The sequence below is a fragment of the Streptomyces sp. NPDC127097 genome, from assembly GCF_042724075.1.
Taxonomy (GTDB): domain Bacteria; phylum Actinomycetota; class Actinomycetes; order Streptomycetales; family Streptomycetaceae; genus Streptomyces.
On sequence record NZ_JBHXFI010000030.1, the window covers coordinates 13,282 to 29,237 of the forward strand.

Annotated in this window: 17 protein-coding genes; 1 reads left to right on the plus strand and 16 read right to left on the minus strand. The window is 69.6% G+C overall.

Annotated elements, in window-relative coordinates:
- Positions 1-54: 54 nt before the first annotated feature.
- Positions 55-645: a hypothetical protein gene (locus ACFWJW_RS22430; protein WP_387244096.1), complete on the minus strand. Its 591-nt coding sequence runs from the start codon at positions 643-645 to the stop codon at positions 55-57.
- 282 nt (positions 646-927) lie between these two features.
- On the opposite strand from ACFWJW_RS22430, the gene ACFWJW_RS22435 reads away from it, so the two are divergent.
- A complete protein-coding gene (locus ACFWJW_RS22435) occupies positions 928-1,620 on the plus strand; it encodes a response regulator (protein WP_387244099.1) in 693 nt (230 codons plus the stop codon).
- A gap of 216 nt (positions 1,621-1,836) precedes the next feature.
- Here the strand turns inward: ACFWJW_RS22435 and ACFWJW_RS22440 are convergent, their stop codons facing one another.
- The 15 genes from ACFWJW_RS22440 to prmC all read right to left on the minus strand — a co-directional run bounded on the left by ACFWJW_RS22440 (position 1,837) and on the right by prmC (position 15,910).
- Positions 1,837-2,280 (minus strand): DUF2550 domain-containing protein, encoded by a 444-nt coding sequence (locus tag ACFWJW_RS22440; RefSeq protein ID WP_387244102.1) that lies wholly within the window; start codon positions 2,278-2,280, stop codon positions 1,837-1,839.
- Positions 2,281-2,428: 148 nt separating this feature from the next.
- Positions 2,429-2,812, minus strand: coding sequence for a F0F1 ATP synthase subunit epsilon (locus tag ACFWJW_RS22445; RefSeq protein WP_018087383.1), 384 nt, complete (start codon positions 2,810-2,812; stop codon positions 2,429-2,431).
- A 108-nt stretch (positions 2,813-2,920) separates the two neighbouring features.
- The gene (gene atpD / locus ACFWJW_RS22450) at positions 2,921-4,363 is read right to left on the minus strand and encodes a F0F1 ATP synthase subunit beta (protein ID WP_387244105.1); all 1,443 of its coding nucleotides are present in this window, start codon (positions 4,361-4,363) and stop codon (positions 2,921-2,923) included.
- Positions 4,364-4,368: 5 nt separating this feature from the next.
- On the minus strand, positions 4,369-5,289 hold the full coding sequence (locus ACFWJW_RS22455; RefSeq protein ID WP_387244108.1) for a F0F1 ATP synthase subunit gamma: 921 nt from the start codon (positions 5,287-5,289) through the stop codon (positions 4,369-4,371).
- A gap of 20 nt (positions 5,290-5,309) precedes the next feature.
- Entirely contained in the window at positions 5,310-6,902 is a 1,593-nt protein-coding gene (gene atpA, locus ACFWJW_RS22460) for a F0F1 ATP synthase subunit alpha (protein WP_387244111.1), read from the minus strand.
- A 214-nt stretch (positions 6,903-7,116) separates the two neighbouring features.
- On the minus strand, positions 7,117-7,932 hold the full coding sequence (locus ACFWJW_RS22465) for a F0F1 ATP synthase subunit delta (RefSeq protein WP_387244113.1): 816 nt from the start codon (positions 7,930-7,932) through the stop codon (positions 7,117-7,119).
- On the minus strand, positions 7,929-8,495 hold the full coding sequence (locus tag ACFWJW_RS22470) for a F0F1 ATP synthase subunit B (RefSeq protein WP_387244116.1): 567 nt from the start codon (positions 8,493-8,495) through the stop codon (positions 7,929-7,931). The genes ACFWJW_RS22465 and ACFWJW_RS22470 overlap by 4 nt, the downstream gene beginning before the upstream one ends.
- A gap of 38 nt (positions 8,496-8,533) precedes the next feature.
- Positions 8,534-8,782 carry an ATP synthase F0 subunit C gene (atpE, locus tag ACFWJW_RS22475; RefSeq protein WP_018087389.1) on the minus strand — a complete coding sequence of 83 codons (249 nt, stop codon included), beginning with the start codon at positions 8,780-8,782 and terminating at the stop codon, positions 8,534-8,536.
- A gap of 76 nt (positions 8,783-8,858) precedes the next feature.
- On the minus strand, positions 8,859-9,653 hold the full coding sequence (atpB, locus tag ACFWJW_RS22480) for a F0F1 ATP synthase subunit A (protein WP_042148749.1): 795 nt from the start codon (positions 9,651-9,653) through the stop codon (positions 8,859-8,861).
- Between the two features lie 279 nt (positions 9,654-9,932).
- Positions 9,933-10,370: a hypothetical protein gene (locus ACFWJW_RS22485; protein WP_387244120.1), complete on the minus strand. Its 438-nt coding sequence runs from the start codon at positions 10,368-10,370 to the stop codon at positions 9,933-9,935.
- Between the two features lie 289 nt (positions 10,371-10,659).
- The gene (locus ACFWJW_RS22490; RefSeq protein WP_387244123.1) at positions 10,660-12,015 is read right to left on the minus strand and encodes an MraY family glycosyltransferase; all 1,356 of its coding nucleotides are present in this window, start codon (positions 12,013-12,015) and stop codon (positions 10,660-10,662) included.
- Between the two features lie 99 nt (positions 12,016-12,114).
- Positions 12,115-13,503 (minus strand): serine hydroxymethyltransferase, encoded by a 1,389-nt coding sequence (gene glyA, locus ACFWJW_RS22495; RefSeq protein ID WP_387244126.1) that lies wholly within the window; start codon positions 13,501-13,503, stop codon positions 12,115-12,117.
- Between the two features lie 172 nt (positions 13,504-13,675).
- Positions 13,676-14,350: a protein-tyrosine-phosphatase gene (locus ACFWJW_RS22500; RefSeq protein ID WP_387244129.1), complete on the minus strand. Its 675-nt coding sequence runs from the start codon at positions 14,348-14,350 to the stop codon at positions 13,676-13,678.
- The gene (locus ACFWJW_RS22505) at positions 14,347-14,994 is read right to left on the minus strand and encodes an L-threonylcarbamoyladenylate synthase (RefSeq protein WP_387244132.1); all 648 of its coding nucleotides are present in this window, start codon (positions 14,992-14,994) and stop codon (positions 14,347-14,349) included. The genes ACFWJW_RS22500 and ACFWJW_RS22505 overlap by 4 nt, the downstream gene beginning before the upstream one ends.
- Before the next feature lie 70 nt (positions 14,995-15,064).
- Positions 15,065-15,910, minus strand: a complete 846-nt coding sequence (gene prmC, locus ACFWJW_RS22510) for a peptide chain release factor N(5)-glutamine methyltransferase (RefSeq protein ID WP_042148741.1) — start codon at positions 15,908-15,910, stop codon at positions 15,065-15,067.
- Between the last annotated feature and the right edge of the window lie 46 nt (positions 15,911-15,956).

Sequence of the window (15,956 nt, forward strand, 5' to 3'; positions counted from 1 at the left end):
CGCCGACGGCCCCGGTCCGGACCGCCGAAGGCCCCGGTCCGCCGGGGAAGCCGCCTAGCGGAGGGTCTTCTGCGGGGGCCGTGCCGCTTCCTCGTGGGTGGCGGCGGCCGGGCCCGGGTCCTTCTTCCGCCAGATGAGGTAGGTCAGCGCGATCACACCGTGGACGGCGACGATCCGCAGGGCGGTGAGCTGCCACTCGTGCAGCGACCGGGTGTCACCGCCGTCGCCGACGTACCAGGCCGCGAGCTGGAGCAGCGCCGCGGCGACCACGGCCATCACCACCGTGCGCACCCACAGCTTCCCCTCGTGCCGGGCGCGGGCGAGTCCGTAGCGCGGCGGCTTCACCGGCGGCGGACCGCCCGCGAAGCGGTGCGCGAAGTGTCCGTCGACCCACTTGATCGTGTAGTGGCCGTAGGCGACCGTGAAGCCGATGTAGACCGCGGCCAGCCCGTGTTTCCCGTCCGCCGTCGCCCCGTTCTTCAGGTCGATCGCCGTGACGATCAGCAGGACCAGCTCCAGCAGCGGCTCCATCAGCAGCACCGCCGCTCCGGTACGCGGCATCCGCGCCAGGTAGCGCAGCGCCAGACCGAGCGCCAGCAGTACCCAGAAGCCGACCTCGCAGGCCACGATCAGCACGACGATCACGGCGGTCTCCTTTCCGAACCTCCACCGAACGTCTCCAGCCTCCCAACGGCCCCCGGCCGCCACCTCGTCGCCGGCGATGATCCGGGGCTGCAACTTTCGATGTAGCGCGCTCCGTACGGGGATGACCCGGACGTGGCGGCAGCGGGCCCCGGCGCCGTGTTGGATGGTGGGTGACCGCCCCCTCGGCGACCCGGGAGAAAGCGTGCAAGGTCTGGCCGAAAGACGCCGTCCGACCGGGCTCATGGGGGCGGCGTGGCCCGACCTGGGGGAGGAAGCACGACGATGACAGGCACCGCCGACACACCGCCGATCCGGGTTCTCGTCGCCGAGGACCAGTCCTCCGTACGAGCCGGACTGGTCCTCATCCTGCGTTCCGCCCCCGACATCGATGTCATCGGCGAGGCGGAGGACGGCGTCGAGGCGGTACGGCTCGCCCGCGAGCTGCGCCCCGACCTCGTCCTCATGGACATCCAGATGCCCCGCCTCGACGGGGTCTCCGCCACCCGGCAGGTGGTCTCCGAGCGGCTGGCGGACGTGCTCGTGCTGACCACCTTCGACCTGGACGAATATGTCTTCGGGGCGCTGCGGGCGGGGGCCGCGGGGTTTCTGCTCAAGGACAGCGACGCGGCCGCGCTGCTGACCGCGGTGCGCACCGTGGCGTCCGGCGAGGGGCTGATCGCACCCGCGGTGACCCGACGGCTGATCGCGGAGTTCGCGAGCCCCCGGACGGCGGGGCGGCCGCCGCGCGAGGGCACGGCGCCGGACCCGGCGGTCCTGGACGCACTGACCCCGCGCGAGCTGGAGGTGCTGGGCTGTCTGGGCCGGGGGCTGTCGAACGCCGATATCGCGCTACGGCTGGCGATGGCGGAGGCCACCGTGAAGACGCATGTCAGCCGGCTGCTGGCGAAGCTGGATCTGCGCAGCCGGGTCCAAGCGGCCGTACTGGCCCAGGAGTTGGGAGTGGACGGGCCCTAGGGGGCGGGCGGACCCAGCGGGCGGGCGGGCCCCAACGGGCGCACGGACCCCAGCGGGGGGCGGACCCCAAGGGGCGCACAGACCCCCGACGGGCGCACGGGCCGTAAGGGGCGGTCGAACACTTCCCGTAGGGGGCACACGCCCCCCTTCGGGGCCACAACGCGACGGGGCGCGGGTATTCCCGTGGCCCGTCGGATCAAGCCACGTTCAGTCGGATCAGGCCACGTTGACCCTCTGGCCGGGCGGGGCCGCCTCCAGCCAGGCGAGGAAGCCGGTGAGCGCGTCCTCGCTCATCGCCAGTTCCAGGCGGGTGCCACGGTGCCGGCAGGCCAGCACGAGGGAGTCGGAGAGCAGCGCCAGCTCCTCCTCACCCTGGGGCGTACGGCGCTCCAGGACCTCGATGGCGGAGCGCTCCAGGAGGTGGCGGGGCCGGGGCGCGTACGAGAACACCCGGAACCACTCGATCCGGTCTCCGTTGTAACGCGCCACACCGTAGATCCAGCCCTTGCCGCCGGCCTCGTTCTCCGGGACGTTCCAGCGCAGGCTGCAATCGAAGGTGCCACCGGAGCGCTGGATGAGCCGGCGCCGCAGTCCGAAGACGAACAGCCCCAGCAGCACCAGCACCACGACGATGCCGCTCACAAGCAGAGCGAGGAACATCTCGACCGACCTCCTCGCCTCGAAGGGTGTCCCCCCGCGCCGTGAGGGCGCGAGGGAGGGAAACGCACCTGCATTGCCTCAGCCGCGGGCCGCTCCGGAGGTTTCCGGGCAGCCCGCGGCTGAGGATCGATCTCTTCGGTGGCGGGGCTCAGTGAACGCCCGTCACCGCACGCAGCCGGACATCGGCGCGACGCTCGGCGGCCGCGTCAGCGTCCGACTTCGCTCGCTCCAGGGCCCGCTCCGCGCGCTGGACATCGATCTCGTCCGACAGTTCCGCGATCTCCGCGAGCAGAGACAGCTTGTTGTCGGCGAAGGAGATGAAGCCGCCGTGCACCGCGGCGACGACGGTGCCGTCCCCGCTCTCGCCGGTCGTACGAATCGTCACCGGGCCCGACTGCAGCACGCCGAGCAGCGGCTGGTGTCCGGGCATGACGCCGATGTCGCCCGACGAGGTGCGCGCGACGACCAGGCTGGCCTCGCCGGACCAGACCTGACGGTCCGCGGCGACCAACTCGACGTGCAGCTCAGCCACGATGGCTCCTCGGGTCTCCACCTGCCTGGCTCGGCAGATGTTGGGTCAAATACTAGTGGTCGTACGGGCCGGGGGCGGCCAGGGCCGCCCCCGGGACCGGTGCCGGGGTCAGGAGACGCCCAGCTCCTTGGCATTGGCCTTCAGGTCCTCGATGCCACCGCACATGAAGAACGCCTGCTCGGGGAAGTGGTCGTAGTCGCCGTCCGCGATCGCGTTGAACGCGGTGATCGACTCGTCGAGCGAGACGTCCGAGCCGTCGACACCGGTGAACTGCTTCGCCACGTGGGTGTTCTGCGACAGGAACCGCTCGATACGACGGGCACGGTGGACGGTGAGCTTGTCCTCCTCGCCGAGCTCGTCGATACCCAGAATCGCGATGATGTCCTGGAGATCCTTGTACTTCTGGAGGATCGTCTTGACCCGCGAGGCGCAGTCGTAGTGCTCCTGCGTGATGTAGCGGGGGTCCAGGATCCGGGACGTCGAGTCCAGCGGGTCGACCGCCGGGTAGATGCCCTTCTCCGAGATCGGACGCGACAGAACGGTCGTCGCGTCCAGGTGGGCGAAGGTGGTGGCCGGCGCCGGGTCGGTCAGGTCGTCCGCGGGGACGTAGATCGCCTGCATCGAGGTGATCGAGTGACCACGGGTCGAGGTGATGCGCTCCTGGAGGAGACCCATCTCGTCGGCCAGGTTCGGCTGGTAACCCACCGCGGAGGGCATCCGGCCGAGCAGGGTCGACACCTCGGAACCCGCCTGGGTGTACCGGAAGATGTTGTCGATGAAGAACAGCACGTCCTGCTTCTGCACATCGCGGAAGTACTCCGCCATGGTCAGACCGGCCAGGGCGACGCGGAGACGGGTGCCCGGGGGCTCGTCCATCTGACCGAAGACCAGCGCGGTCTTGTCGATGACGCCGGAGTCCGTCATTTCCTCGATGAGGTCGTTGCCCTCACGGGTGCGCTCGCCGACACCGGCGAACACCGACACACCGTCGTGGTTGTTGGCCACGCGGTAGATCATTTCCTGGATCAGCACGGTCTTGCCGACACCGGCACCACCGAACAGACCGATCTTTCCACCCTTGACGTACGGGGTGAGCAGGTCGATGACCTTGACGCCGGTCTCGAACATCTCGGTCTTGGACTCGAGCTGGTCGAAGGACGGAGCCTTGCGGTGGATGGCCCAGCGCTCGGTGACCTCGGAGGCCGCCTCCGGCTTGTTGAGGATCTCACCGAGGGTGTTGAACACCTTGCCCTTGGTGATGTCACCGACGGGGACGGTGATCCCGGTGCCGGTGTTGGTCACCGCGGCCTGGCGGACCAGACCGTCGGTGGGCTGCATGGAGATGGCACGGACCAGGCCCTCGCCCAGGTGCTGGGCGACCTCGAGGGTCAGCGTCTTGAGCTTGCCCTCCTCGGCCGGGTCGGCGACCTCGACGGTCAGCGCGTTGTAGATGTCCGGCATCGCGTCGACGGGGAACTCCACGTCGACGACCGGGCCGATGACCCGCGCGACGCGGCCCGTAGCCGTGGCCGTTTCAACAGTGGTGGTCATAGTGGTCAGTCACTCCCCGCGGTCGCGTCGGCCAGAGCACTGGCGCCACCGACGATCTCGCTGATTTCCTGGGTGATTTCGGCCTGTCGGGCCGCGTTGGCAAGCCGCGAGAGCGACTTGATGAGCTCTTCTGCGTTGTCGGTCGCCGACTTCATCGCACGACGCGTGGCGGCGTGCTTGGAGGCGGCGGCCTGCAGGAGGGCGTTGTAGATCCGCGACTCGACATAGCGCGGAAGCAGGGCGTCGAGGACGTCCTCGGCCGACGGCTCGAACTCGAACAGCGGAAGGATCTCGCCGGCCTTCGCCGTCTCGTCCGACTCCACCGCCTTGTCGAGGCTCAGCGGCAGCAGCCGGTCGTCGAGCGCCGTCTGCGTCATCATCGAGATGAACTCGGTGAAGACGATGTGGAGTTCGTCCACGCCGCCCTCGGCCGTGTCCCGCTGAACGGCCTCGATCAGCGGCGCGGCGATCGCCTTGGCGTCCGCGTACGTCGGGCTGTCGGTGAAACCGGTCCACGACTCCACGACCTTGCGCTCGCGGAAGCTGTAGTACGACACACCCTTGCGCCCGACGATGTAGGCGTCGACCTCCTTGCCCTCGGCCTTGAGCCGCTCGGTGAGCTGCTCGCCGGCCTTGAGGACGTTGGAGGAGTAGCCGCCGGCCAGACCGCGGTCGCTCGTGATGAGCAGCAGGGCGGCCCGCGAGGGCTGCTCCGCCTCCGTCGTCAGCGGGTGCTGGGTGTTCGAGCCCGTGGCAACCGCTGTCACCGCGCGGGTCAGTTCACTCGCGTACGGCGTCGACGCCGCCACCTGGCGCTGCGCCTTGACGACGCGCGAGGCGGCGATCATCTCCATCGCCTTGGTGATCTTCTTGGTCGCGGTGACGGAGCGGATGCGACGCTTGTAGACCCGGAGCTTGGCTCCCATGGATCAGGTCCCTTCCGTCGTCACTTGCTGGTGCCGGCCGGGGCGTCCTCGCCGAGCAGCTTGCCGTCCGAGGTCTCGAACTGCCGCTTGAAGCCGTCGACGGCCTCGGCGATCGCGCCGATGGTGTCGTCGGACATCTTGGCGCCCTCGCGGATGCTGGTCAGCAGGTCCTTCTTCTCCCGGTGCAGGTGGTCGAGGAGCTCCCGCTCGAAGCGGCGGATGTCCGCCACCGGCACGTCGTCCATCTTGCCGTTGGTGCCGGCCCAGATGGAGACGACCTGGTCCTCGGTCGGGTACGGGTTGTACTGAGACTGCTTGAGCAGCTCGGTCATCCGCTTACCGCGCTCCAGCTGCTGCTTGGAGGCCGCGTCCAGGTCGGAACCGAAGGCGGCGAACGCCTCCAGCTCGCGGTACTGGGCCAGGTCCACGCGGAGCCGGCCGGACACCTGGCGCATGGCCTTGTGCTGGGCGGAGCCACCGACTCGGGAGACGGAGATACCCACGTTCAGCGCCGGACGCTGGTTGGCGTTGAAGAGGTCCGACTCCAGGAAGCACTGGCCGTCGGTGATGGAGATGACGTTGGTCGGAATGAACGCCGACACGTCGTTCGCCTTGGTCTCGACGATCGGGAGGCCGGTCATCGAGCCGGCGCCCATCTCGTCGGAGAGCTTGGCGCAGCGCTCCAGCAGACGCGAGTGCAGGTAGAAGACGTCGCCCGGGTAAGCCTCACGGCCCGGCGGACGGCGCAGCAGCAGGGACACGGCGCGGTAGGCGTCGGCCTGCTTCGAGAGGTCGTCGAAGATGATCAGGACGTGCTTGCCCTGGTACATCCAGTGCTGGCCGATGGCCGAGCCGGTGTAGGGCGCGAGGTACTTGAAGCCCGCCGGGTCGGACGCCGGGGCGGCGACGATGGTGGTGTACTCCAGGGCGCCGGCCTCCTCCAGCGCACCGCGCACGGACGCGATGGTGGAGCCCTTCTGGCCGATGGCGACGTAGATGCAGCGGACCTGCTTCTTCGGGTCGCCCGAGCGCCAGTTGTCGCGCTGGTTGATGATCGTGTCGACGGCCAGGGCGGTCTTGCCGGTCTGGCGGTCACCAATGATCAGCTGACGCTGGCCACGGCCGATCGGCACCATGGAGTCGACGGCCTTGTAGCCGGTCTCCATGGGCTCGTGGACCGACTTACGGACCATGACGCCCGGGGCCTGAAGCTCCAGGGCGCGGCGGCCCTCGGACTCGATCTCGCCGAGGCCGTCGATCGGGTTGCCCAGCGGGTCGACGACGCGGCCGAGGTAGCCCTCGCCCACGGCGACCGAGAGCACCTCACCGGTGCGCTGCACCGGCTGGCCCTCCTCGATGCCGCTGAACTCACCGAGGACCACCGCACCGATCTCGCGCTCTTCCAGGTTCAGCGCAAGACCGAGCGTGCCGTCCTCGAACTTCAGCAGCTCGTTCGCCATTGCCGAGGGAAGGCCCTCGACCTTCGCGATGCCGTCTCCGGCCTCGCTTACCGTGCCGACCTCCTCGCGCGAGGCCGCGTCCGGCTTGTACGCCTGGACGAAGTTCTCCAGCGCGTCCCGGATCTCCTCCGGCCGGATCGTGAGCTCCGCCATCTGGGTTCCCTGCTCTCCTTGTTGGGCCCGAAGTTACTTGCGGGTGTCTGGGGGGCTGTCCCCCAGGGGGTTTCCGCTTACGGCCCAACTCGGGCCGCCGTCATGCTTGTGCTGGTCCCCGGGGCTTCTTCCGGACCGCAACCGGACCTCGTGGTCCGGCCGGCTGGTCCGGCGCCTGGCCGCCGGTTGTGCAGCTCTTGAGTTGGTGGCTGGGTCAGCCGGCCATCCGCCGGCCCGCCTCGTCGAGGCGCTCCGCGATGGTCCCGTTGATGACCTCGTCGCCGATCCGGACCTGGACTCCGCCGAGGACCTCGGGGTCCACGTCGAGGTTCAGGTGGACCTGCCGTCCGTACAGCTGCGCCAGGGAGGCGCCCAGGCGCTGCCGCTGCCCTTCACTGAGGGGCACCGCGGAGGTGACCACCGCGACCATCCGGTCCCGGCGGCTCGCCGCCAGCTTGGAGAGGGCGTCGAGCCCCGCTTCCAGGCTACGGCCCCGCGGCTGTACGACAAGACGGATCACGATGCGCTCGGTGACCGGGTTGGCCCGGCCGCCCAGCAGCGCATTCAGCAGCTCCGTCTTGGCCGCGACCGTCGCGTTCCGGTCGGTCAGCGCACCGCGCAGCTCGCTGTTGGAGCTGACGATCCGGCCGAACCGGAAGAGCTCGTCCTCGACGTCGTCGAGCTGGCCGGCCCGCTGCGCGGCGACCAGGTCGGCGCTGTAGGACAGCTCCTCGAGCGCGTCGGTCAGGTCACGCGAGCCCGACCAGCGGGCGCGGACCATACCGGACACCAGGTCGACGGTCGGGCCGCCCACCTGGGTGCCCAGCAGTCGTCCGGCCAGTTCGGCGCGCGCCTCGGCGGCCTGCGCCGGGTCGGTCAGGACCCGACGCAGCGACACCTCGCGGTCGAGCAGAGCGGTGACGGCAGCCAGCTCCTCGGCGAGCTTCGCGGCGTCGACGGAGGTGTTGTCCGCCAGCGCGTTGAACTGCTCACGTGCGGAGGCGAGTGCCTCGCGGCTCGCTCCGTTCATCGTCCGGCCTCAGCCTTCGTCGCGTCCGACGCCGCCTTGGCCTCGACGTCGTCGAGGAAGCGGTCGATGGTCCGGCTCTGCCGGGCGTGGTCCTCGAGGGACTCCCCGACGAGCTTGCCGGCCAGGTCGACGGCGAGCTTGCCCACGTCCTGGCGCAGCGCCTGCGCGGCCTGCTTCCGGTCCGCCTCGATCTGGGCGTGACCGGCAGCGATGATCTCCTCACGCTGCCGCTGGCCCTCGGCGCGCATCTCAGCGATGAGCGTCGCGCCCTGCTCCTGCGCCTCCTGGCGCAGACGCGCGGCCTCGTGGCGGGCGTCGGCCAGCTGTGCGCGGTAGTCCGAGAGCACCTGCTGGGCCTCGGCCTGAGCCGCCTCGGCGTCGTCCATGCGGCCTTCGATGAGCGACCGACGCTCGTCCAGAACCTTGTTGATGTTCGGGAGGAGCTTCTTGGCCAGGAAGCCGAAGACGATGAAGAAAGCGACCAGGCCGATGACCAGCTCTGGAATCGGCGGGATCAGGGGGTTCTCGGGAACCTCCGCCGCCATGTTCACCAGGGCGTTCACATCAGTGCCTTCCGTCTGTCGGTGATTGCAGCAGTCCGTCAGGCCTTGAAGAGGAAGCCCATGACGATGCCGATCAGGGCGAGCGCCTCACAGAAGGCGAAACCCATGATCTGGTTGGTGCGGATCAGGCCGGCAGCCTCGGGCTGGCGGGCCAGGGCCTGGGTGCCGTTACCGAAGATGATGCCGACGCCGACGCCGGGGCCGATCGCGGCGAGGCCGTAACCGATCGAGCCGAGGTTGCCGGTGACGCCGGCGGCGAGGTTGACAGTCTCGAGAGCAGCGGACATGCCGTTACTTCCTTCTCTTTCACGGACCGGTGGGGGTTGGCCACCGGGCGTCTATCGGGGTTGGGAAAGCGGGGGCTCAGTGGTGCTCGGCGAGCGCGCCCTGGAGGTAGTTCGCGGTCAGGAGCACGAAGACGTACGCCTGCACGGCCTGGATGAACAGCTCGAACGCGGTCAGCAGGATGGTCATGATGAACGAGGCGCCGGCGTAGACCACACCGAAGCCGTTCAGCAGGTACCAGGTGGCGATCGTGAACATCAGCAGCAGGAGGTGACCGGCGAACATGTTCGCGAAGAGCCGGACCGCGTGCGTGAACGGCCGGATGATCAGGTTCGAGAGGAGCTCGATGACGATCAGCATCGGCAGGACCGCACCGAGCGACTTGTCGTAGCCGCTGAAGTTCTTCAGCGCGCCGACGAACCCGTGCCTCTTGAAGGTCAGGGTGACCCACGTGATGTAGACGATCGCGGCGAGACCGGCCGGGAAGGCGATGATCGACGTCACCGGGAACTGGGCGATCGGGATGATCGACCAGAGGTTCATGATCCAGACGAAGAAGAACAGCGAGACCATGAAGGGGACGTACTTCTCGCCCTCCTTCTTCCCGAGGGCGTCATAGACGATCCCGCGGCGGACGAAGTCATAGCCCGCTTCGCCGATCATCTGCAGCTTGCCCGGGACCACCTTGGCTTTGCCGAACGCCGCCCAGAAGAACCACACGACCACGACGGTGCTGAGCAGTGCCAGCAGCATGACCTTGTTGAACTCGAAGCCGTTGATGGTGAACAGCGGCTGGAAGACGAACGAATGAAGCCCGGGAGCAGGGAAGCCGCACCCGGAAAAGATGTGGCAGTCGGTCTCGAAGGCGAGCATCGTTTCAGCACTCACCGCGAGCTCCTTCAGCGTGGCGCATGGGTACGGCAACCTCGTTGTGTCGGCGCGGCGTTGAGCCACGGAGCGGCACTGGACTGGTCTTACGGATTTGGGGGCGGCTGGCGGGCGCTGGGCCCGGCCACATCACAGGCATCGGCCGCGAGAACTGCCCGTTCCATCGAGTGGAACCCGGGAGCTCAGCCGCCTGCGCCAACTGTGCCGCAGTTGGAACCGGACGATAGCAGGCCCGCAAGAGGGCATTTATCTCGGCCCTACGTGTCACGTCGGCGACCCCGCCGTCTCCGCCTTCTTCGTCCCGGCGGAGTCGGGTTCCACGTACAGAATCTTCGCCTTCATATGACCGCGGGTCTGTGCCGCGATCCACACGAGGGTGGCGCCGAGCAAGGTGAACGCAAAAGCCTTGGTGTCGAAGAGCGTGGTGTCCTTGAACGCGATCAGGAAGACCGCCACGAACAGGATCTGCACGGTGTACAGCAGCAGGCCCATCATCTGGAACAGCTGCGGGTGATTCTTCGCGGTCTTTTGCAGGACGACGAGGCCGGCCCCCATCACGAGCAGCACCAGCACGGTGCCGATGACGGCGCCGAGCGCTCCCGTCACGCCTGCGACCGCGCCGCTCACGGCAACGGCGACAGCGCCGATGGCGAGGGTGGGCACAACGGCGTGAAGGAGTAGTCGGGCGTCATTCGACTGCATGGCGGCGCTCCGGCAAAAGATGTGGGGTGTGTCGTCATGGACGAGCGTAGACCCGGCCTGAGGCGGAACCTGCGGCCCAAGGGCAGTCGCACTACGGCCCTTCGGCTCTGTCGCCGGGTTTCGTGAACGGTATCACAAACTATTTGATGAGGTCTTTACCTGGTTCGTGTGGACCCTGTCACACCTGAGCGTGAACGTGCGCGTTGGTGCACTGACGGGCCGACTTTTGTCTGGTATGGAGTCAACCGTCCCGATTCTTGAGGCACGTTCGGGCGATCGAACCTCTGGATCAGCGGTGACTGTCCGCCTTCCGGCGGCCCACGAAGCGTGAGCGGTCCCCGATCGCGGTGGCACCGTGGAGGCCCGCCGGGACCGGCTCCCGCTCCTCCTCCGGCCCGGCGGCGCTGTCCTCGTCCATGGCCACGCCGGTCGCGTCCATCGAAGCGGCCGGCGCCGTGGCGGGGGCGAGCCGGCGGTAGCGCGGCGGCACCATCCACTCCGCCCAGAGCGGCGCCCGCGGCGTGAAGCGCGGCAGCAGAAGCAGCACCAGACCCACCGCGCTCAGCAGCACGATGCCCAGCACGATCCACATGCTGGCGTTGTTCGCGGAGTAGGCGACCGCGCCGAAGGCGATCAGCGCCGACCAGAAGTACATGATCAGCACGGCCCGGCTGTGCGAGTGCCCGATCTCCAGCAGCCGGTGGTGCAGATGGCCGCGGTCGGCGGCGAACGGCGACTGGCCCTTCCACGTACGCCGCACGATCGCCAGGATCAGGTCGGCGACCGGCACCGCGATGATCGTCAGCGGCAGCAGCAGCGGGATGTAGACCGGCACCATCGCGTGGGTCGCCTCACGCAGACCGCCCGCCTTGACGTTGAGCAGGTCCGGGTCGACCTGGCCGGTCACCGAGACCGCGCCCGCGGCCATGACCAGGCCGATCAGCATCGATCCCGAGTCGCCCATGAAGATCCGCGCCGGATGCATGTTGTGCGGCAGGAAGCCCAGGCACATGCCCATGAGAACGACCGAGAACAGCGTTGCGGGCGCGGCCGCCTCGATGCCGTAGCCGAACCACATCCGGTACGCGTACATGAAGAACGCCGCGGCGGCGATGCACACCATGCCGGAGGCGAGACCGTCCAGGCCGTCCACGAAGTTCACCGCGTTGATGGTGATCACCACGAGGGCGACGGTCAGCAGCGTGCCCTGCATCGGGGTGAGGGAGACCGTGCCGACACCGGGGATCGGGATCCAGAGGATCGTCAGGCCCTGGAGGACCATCACGCCCGCGGCGATCATCTGGCCGCCGAGCTTGACCAGCGCGTCCACGCCCCACTTGTCGTCCAGGACGCCGAGGATCCAGATCAGCGCGGCACCGGAGAGCAGCGCCCGGGGCTCGTTGGAGTTCTCGAAGACGGTCTTGAGGTTGGTCAGGTGCGAGGCGACCAGCAGACCGGCGCAGAGCCCGCCGAACATCGCGATGCCGCCGAGTCGTGGCGTCGGCTCGCGGTGCACATCACGCGCGCGGATCTCCGGCATCGCACCGGCCGCGATGGCGAATTTCCGCACCGGGCCGGTCAGCAGGTAGGTCACCGCGGCCGTGACGCACAGCGTCAGCAGGTATTCACGCACGGGCTGCCCCATTGGTATAGCTGGCCATCACAGCCACACACCCTATGCGTGTCCGCCCCCTGGCCGTGAATACAGGAATAGACGCCGGGCGTCAGCGGCTGGTTCCCGCCGTCATCCGCGATCGGGATAAGGCGGAAAGCCGCGGACCAAAGCGACGGTGCGGGAGCGGACCGCGCCGTCCTCCTCCAGCGCCGCCACGATCAGCTCGGCGACCGCCTTCATCTCGGCCTCGCCCATGCCCTGGGTCGTCACCGCGGCGGTGCCCAGCCGGATGCCGGTCCGGCGCGCCGCGAGAACGTCGGGGGACTCGGCGCACGGCAGCGCGCAGGTGTCCAGCACGATACCCGCGGCCGCCAGCCGGCCCCGGGCGGTGCGCGCGTCCAGGCCCAGCGGGGCGGTGTCGGCGGTGATCAGATGGGTGTCGGTACCGCCGGTGGTGATCGTCAGGCCGTGTCCGGCGAGCGCCTCGGCGAGCGCGCGGGCATTGGCCGTGACCTGACGGGCGTACGCGCCGAAGGCGGGCGTGGCGGCCTCCGCGAAGGCCACGGCCTTGGCGGCGACGGCGTTCATCTGCGCGCCCCCTTGGGTGAAGGGGAACACCGCGCGGTCGATCCGTTCGGCCAGCTTCGTGCCGCACAGGATCAGCCCGCCGCGCGGCCCGCGCAGCACCTTGTGTGTGGTTCCGCACACCACATGGGCGTACGGGACGGGGCTGGGTGCCACTCCCCCGGCGATCAGCCCCAGGGGGTGCGCGACATCCGCGATCAGGTAGGCGCCGGTCTCGTCGGCGATGTCACGGAAGGCGGCGTAGTCGAGGTGCCGGGGATAGGAGATCGAGCCACAGACGATGGCCTTGGGCCGGTGGGCGCGGGCCAGCTCGCGGATCGCGTCGTAGTCGAGCAGGCCGGTCTCCTCGTCGACGCCGTAACCGACGAAGTCGAACCAGCGGCCGGAGAAGTTGGCCGGTGATCCGTGGGTGAGGTGTCCGCCGTGCGGGAGGGACATGGCAAGGACGGTGTCTCCGGGGCGCAGCAGGGCGGCGTAGGCGGCCAGAACGGCCGAAGACCCGGAGTGGGCCTGGACGTTGGCGTGTTCGGCGCCGAACAGGGCCTTGGCGCGCTCCACCGCGATCCGCTCCGCGAGGTCGACGATCTCGCAGCCGCCGTGGTGCCGGGCCCCTGGATAGCCCTCGGCGTATTTGTTGCCCAGTGGGGACCCGAGGGCGGCGAGGACGGCCGGCGAGGTGAAGTTCTCCGCGGCGATCAGCTGAAGTCCCTCGCTCTGCCGGGCGCTCTCCCCGAGCAGTACACCGGCGATCTCCGGGTCCTGGCGCAGCAGGGCGGCGAAGTCCGGGGAGCCGGCCGGCCGGGTCCCGGCCTCACGGGCGGCCCGCGCCCGGTCCTCGACGGTCTCGGCCGGACCGGCGCCGGCAGCGGGCGCGGTGGCCTGGGAACGGGTGTCCGGGGTCTCGCTACGGGGTGACGCGGTGGTGGCAGGCATCGCTTGCTCCGGGCCTCGTACGGGGACGTAGTCCCAATGTAGGCGCGGCAGGGCGATCGGGCGCGGTGTGCGGGCCGCTCGGGGGCCCGGACGCCACCACGGGGCCCGGACCGCTCGGCACGGGCTCCGGGGGCCTGTCCGGCGGGACAGCGCGCGCCGGGGCCCGCGGGGGCTAGGCGCGCGCCGGGAGCCCCGTGAGGGCGGTGACGACCGGGTCGAGCGCCTGGTTGATCTCGTCGCCGATGGAGCGGAAGAAGGTGATGGGGGCGCCGTAGGGGTCGTAGACCTCGTCGGACTCCGGGTTGGGCGCCAGCAGCCAGCCGCGCAGCGCCGCGGCGGCGCCGACCAGCGCACGGGCGCGCTCGACCAGCCCGCCGTCCGGCAGGTCCGGATCGGGCTCGGGCAGCGTGGCCGGGTCTATGGCCCGCACCAGCCGGTTGAACTCCTTCAGGGTGAAGGTGCGCAGCCCCGCCGAATGGCCCATCGAGATGACCTGGGCGCGGTGGTCGCGGGTGGCGGTGAGCACGAGGTCGGCGCGGATGACGTGCTCGTCGAGCAGTTCACGGCCGAGGAAGCCGGCCGGGTCGGCGCCGTAGTCGGTGAGCACCGTGGCGGCGTGCGTCTCCATCGGGGCGCCTTCGTGGCCCCAGGTGCCGGCGCTCTCCACGAGCAGCCCACCACTGCGGTCCGCACCGAGCCGCAGTTCCAGGGCATGGCGGTGCAGCCGCTCGGTGATCGGCGAGCGGCAGACGTTGCCGGTGCTGACGTGGAGAATCCGAAAAGGGGAAGGGGGTACAGGGGTGTCGCCGCCCGGTCCCGCTATGCCACGCCCCAGGGGCGCCATCAATTGGCCACCTCGAGCTCGGGTACCACCTTGCGCAGCTCTTCCGCGCTGATCGCGCCCTCGCGCAGCAGCACCGGGGTCTTGCCGGTGACATCGACGATCGAGGACGGTACGGCGGCGGGCGTCGGGCCGCCGTCCAGGTAGACGGAGACCGAGTCGCCCAGCATTTCCTGTGCGGCGTCGCAGTCCTGCGGGGACGGGTGGCCGGTGAGGTTGGCGCTGGAGACGGCCATCGGGCCGAAGTCGGTGAGCAGCTCGATCGCGACGGGGTGCAGCGGCATCCGTACGGCGACCGTGCCGCGGGTCTCGCCCAGGTCCCAGGTCAGCGACGGCTGGTGCTTGGCGACGAGGGTGAGCGCACCGGGCCAGAAGGCGTCGACCAGCTCCCATGCCTGCTCGGAGAAGTCGGTGACCAGGCCGTGCAGGGTGTTGGGGGACCCGACGAGGACCGGGGAGGGCATACCGCGGCCGCGGCCCTTGGCCTCCAGCAGGTCGCCGACGGCCTCGGCGCTGAAGGCGTCCGCGCCGATGCCGTAGACGGTGTCGGTCGGCAGCACGACCAGCTCACCGCGGCGGACGGCCGAGGCGGCCTCGCGCAGACCGGTGGTGCGGTCGGTCGCGTCGCTACAGTCGTATCGCCGTGCCATTACGGGACCTCCTCGTGCGAAACGAATACTTCGGATGCATCGGCTGCATCAGGCGCCGAAGCGGGCCACGTCATGGCGTCGCCCGGCGGGCGGTGGCGAAACGGGGCCTGTTGTTGAGGTCCGGGTGATCGGCCGCGTCGGCCCAGCCCCGCTCCTCGGTGAAGATCCACGGCACCTGTCCGCCCTGGGTGTCGGCATGCTCGATGACGACCACGCCGCCGGGGCGCAGCAGGCGGTGTGCGGTCCGCTCGATGCCCCGGATGGTGTCCAGGCCGTCCTGGCCCGAGAACAGCGCGAGCTCGGGGTCATGGTCGCGGGCCTCGGGTGCGACGTACTCCCACTCGGTCAGCGGGATGTACGGCGGGTTGGAGACGACCAGGTCGACCTGCCCGTCCAGTTCGGGAAGCGCGGTCAGCGCGTCGCCGTGATGGAGAACGACGCGGGACCCCTCGACGTTCTTACGGGCGTAGTCAAGGGCTTCCTCGGACAGCTCGACGGCGTGCACCCGCGAGCGGGGCACCTCCTGCGCCAGGGCGAGGGCGATCGCCCCCGAGCCGGTGCACAGGTCGACGATCAGCGGTTCGACGACGTCCATGGCCCGGACCGCGTCTATCGCCCAGCCGACCACCGATTCGGTCTCCGGGCGGGGCACGAACACCCCCGGCCCGACGGCGAGTTCGAGGTAGCGGAAGAACGCCCGTCCGGTGATGTGCTGGAGCGGCTCACGGGCCTCGCGGCGGGCGACGGCCTCCCAGTAGCGGGCGTCGAAGTCCGCGTCCTTGACGTGGTGCAGCTCCCCCCGTTTGACGCCGTGCACGAACGCGGCGAGTTCCTCGGCGTCGAAGCGCGGCGAGGGCACACCGGCGTCGGCCAGCCGCTGGGTGGCCTGGGCCACCTCGGCGAGCAGAAGGTTCACGGGGCCTTCCTCCTAGTGCGCTGCGTCTTCATGGTGCGGGTTCGCC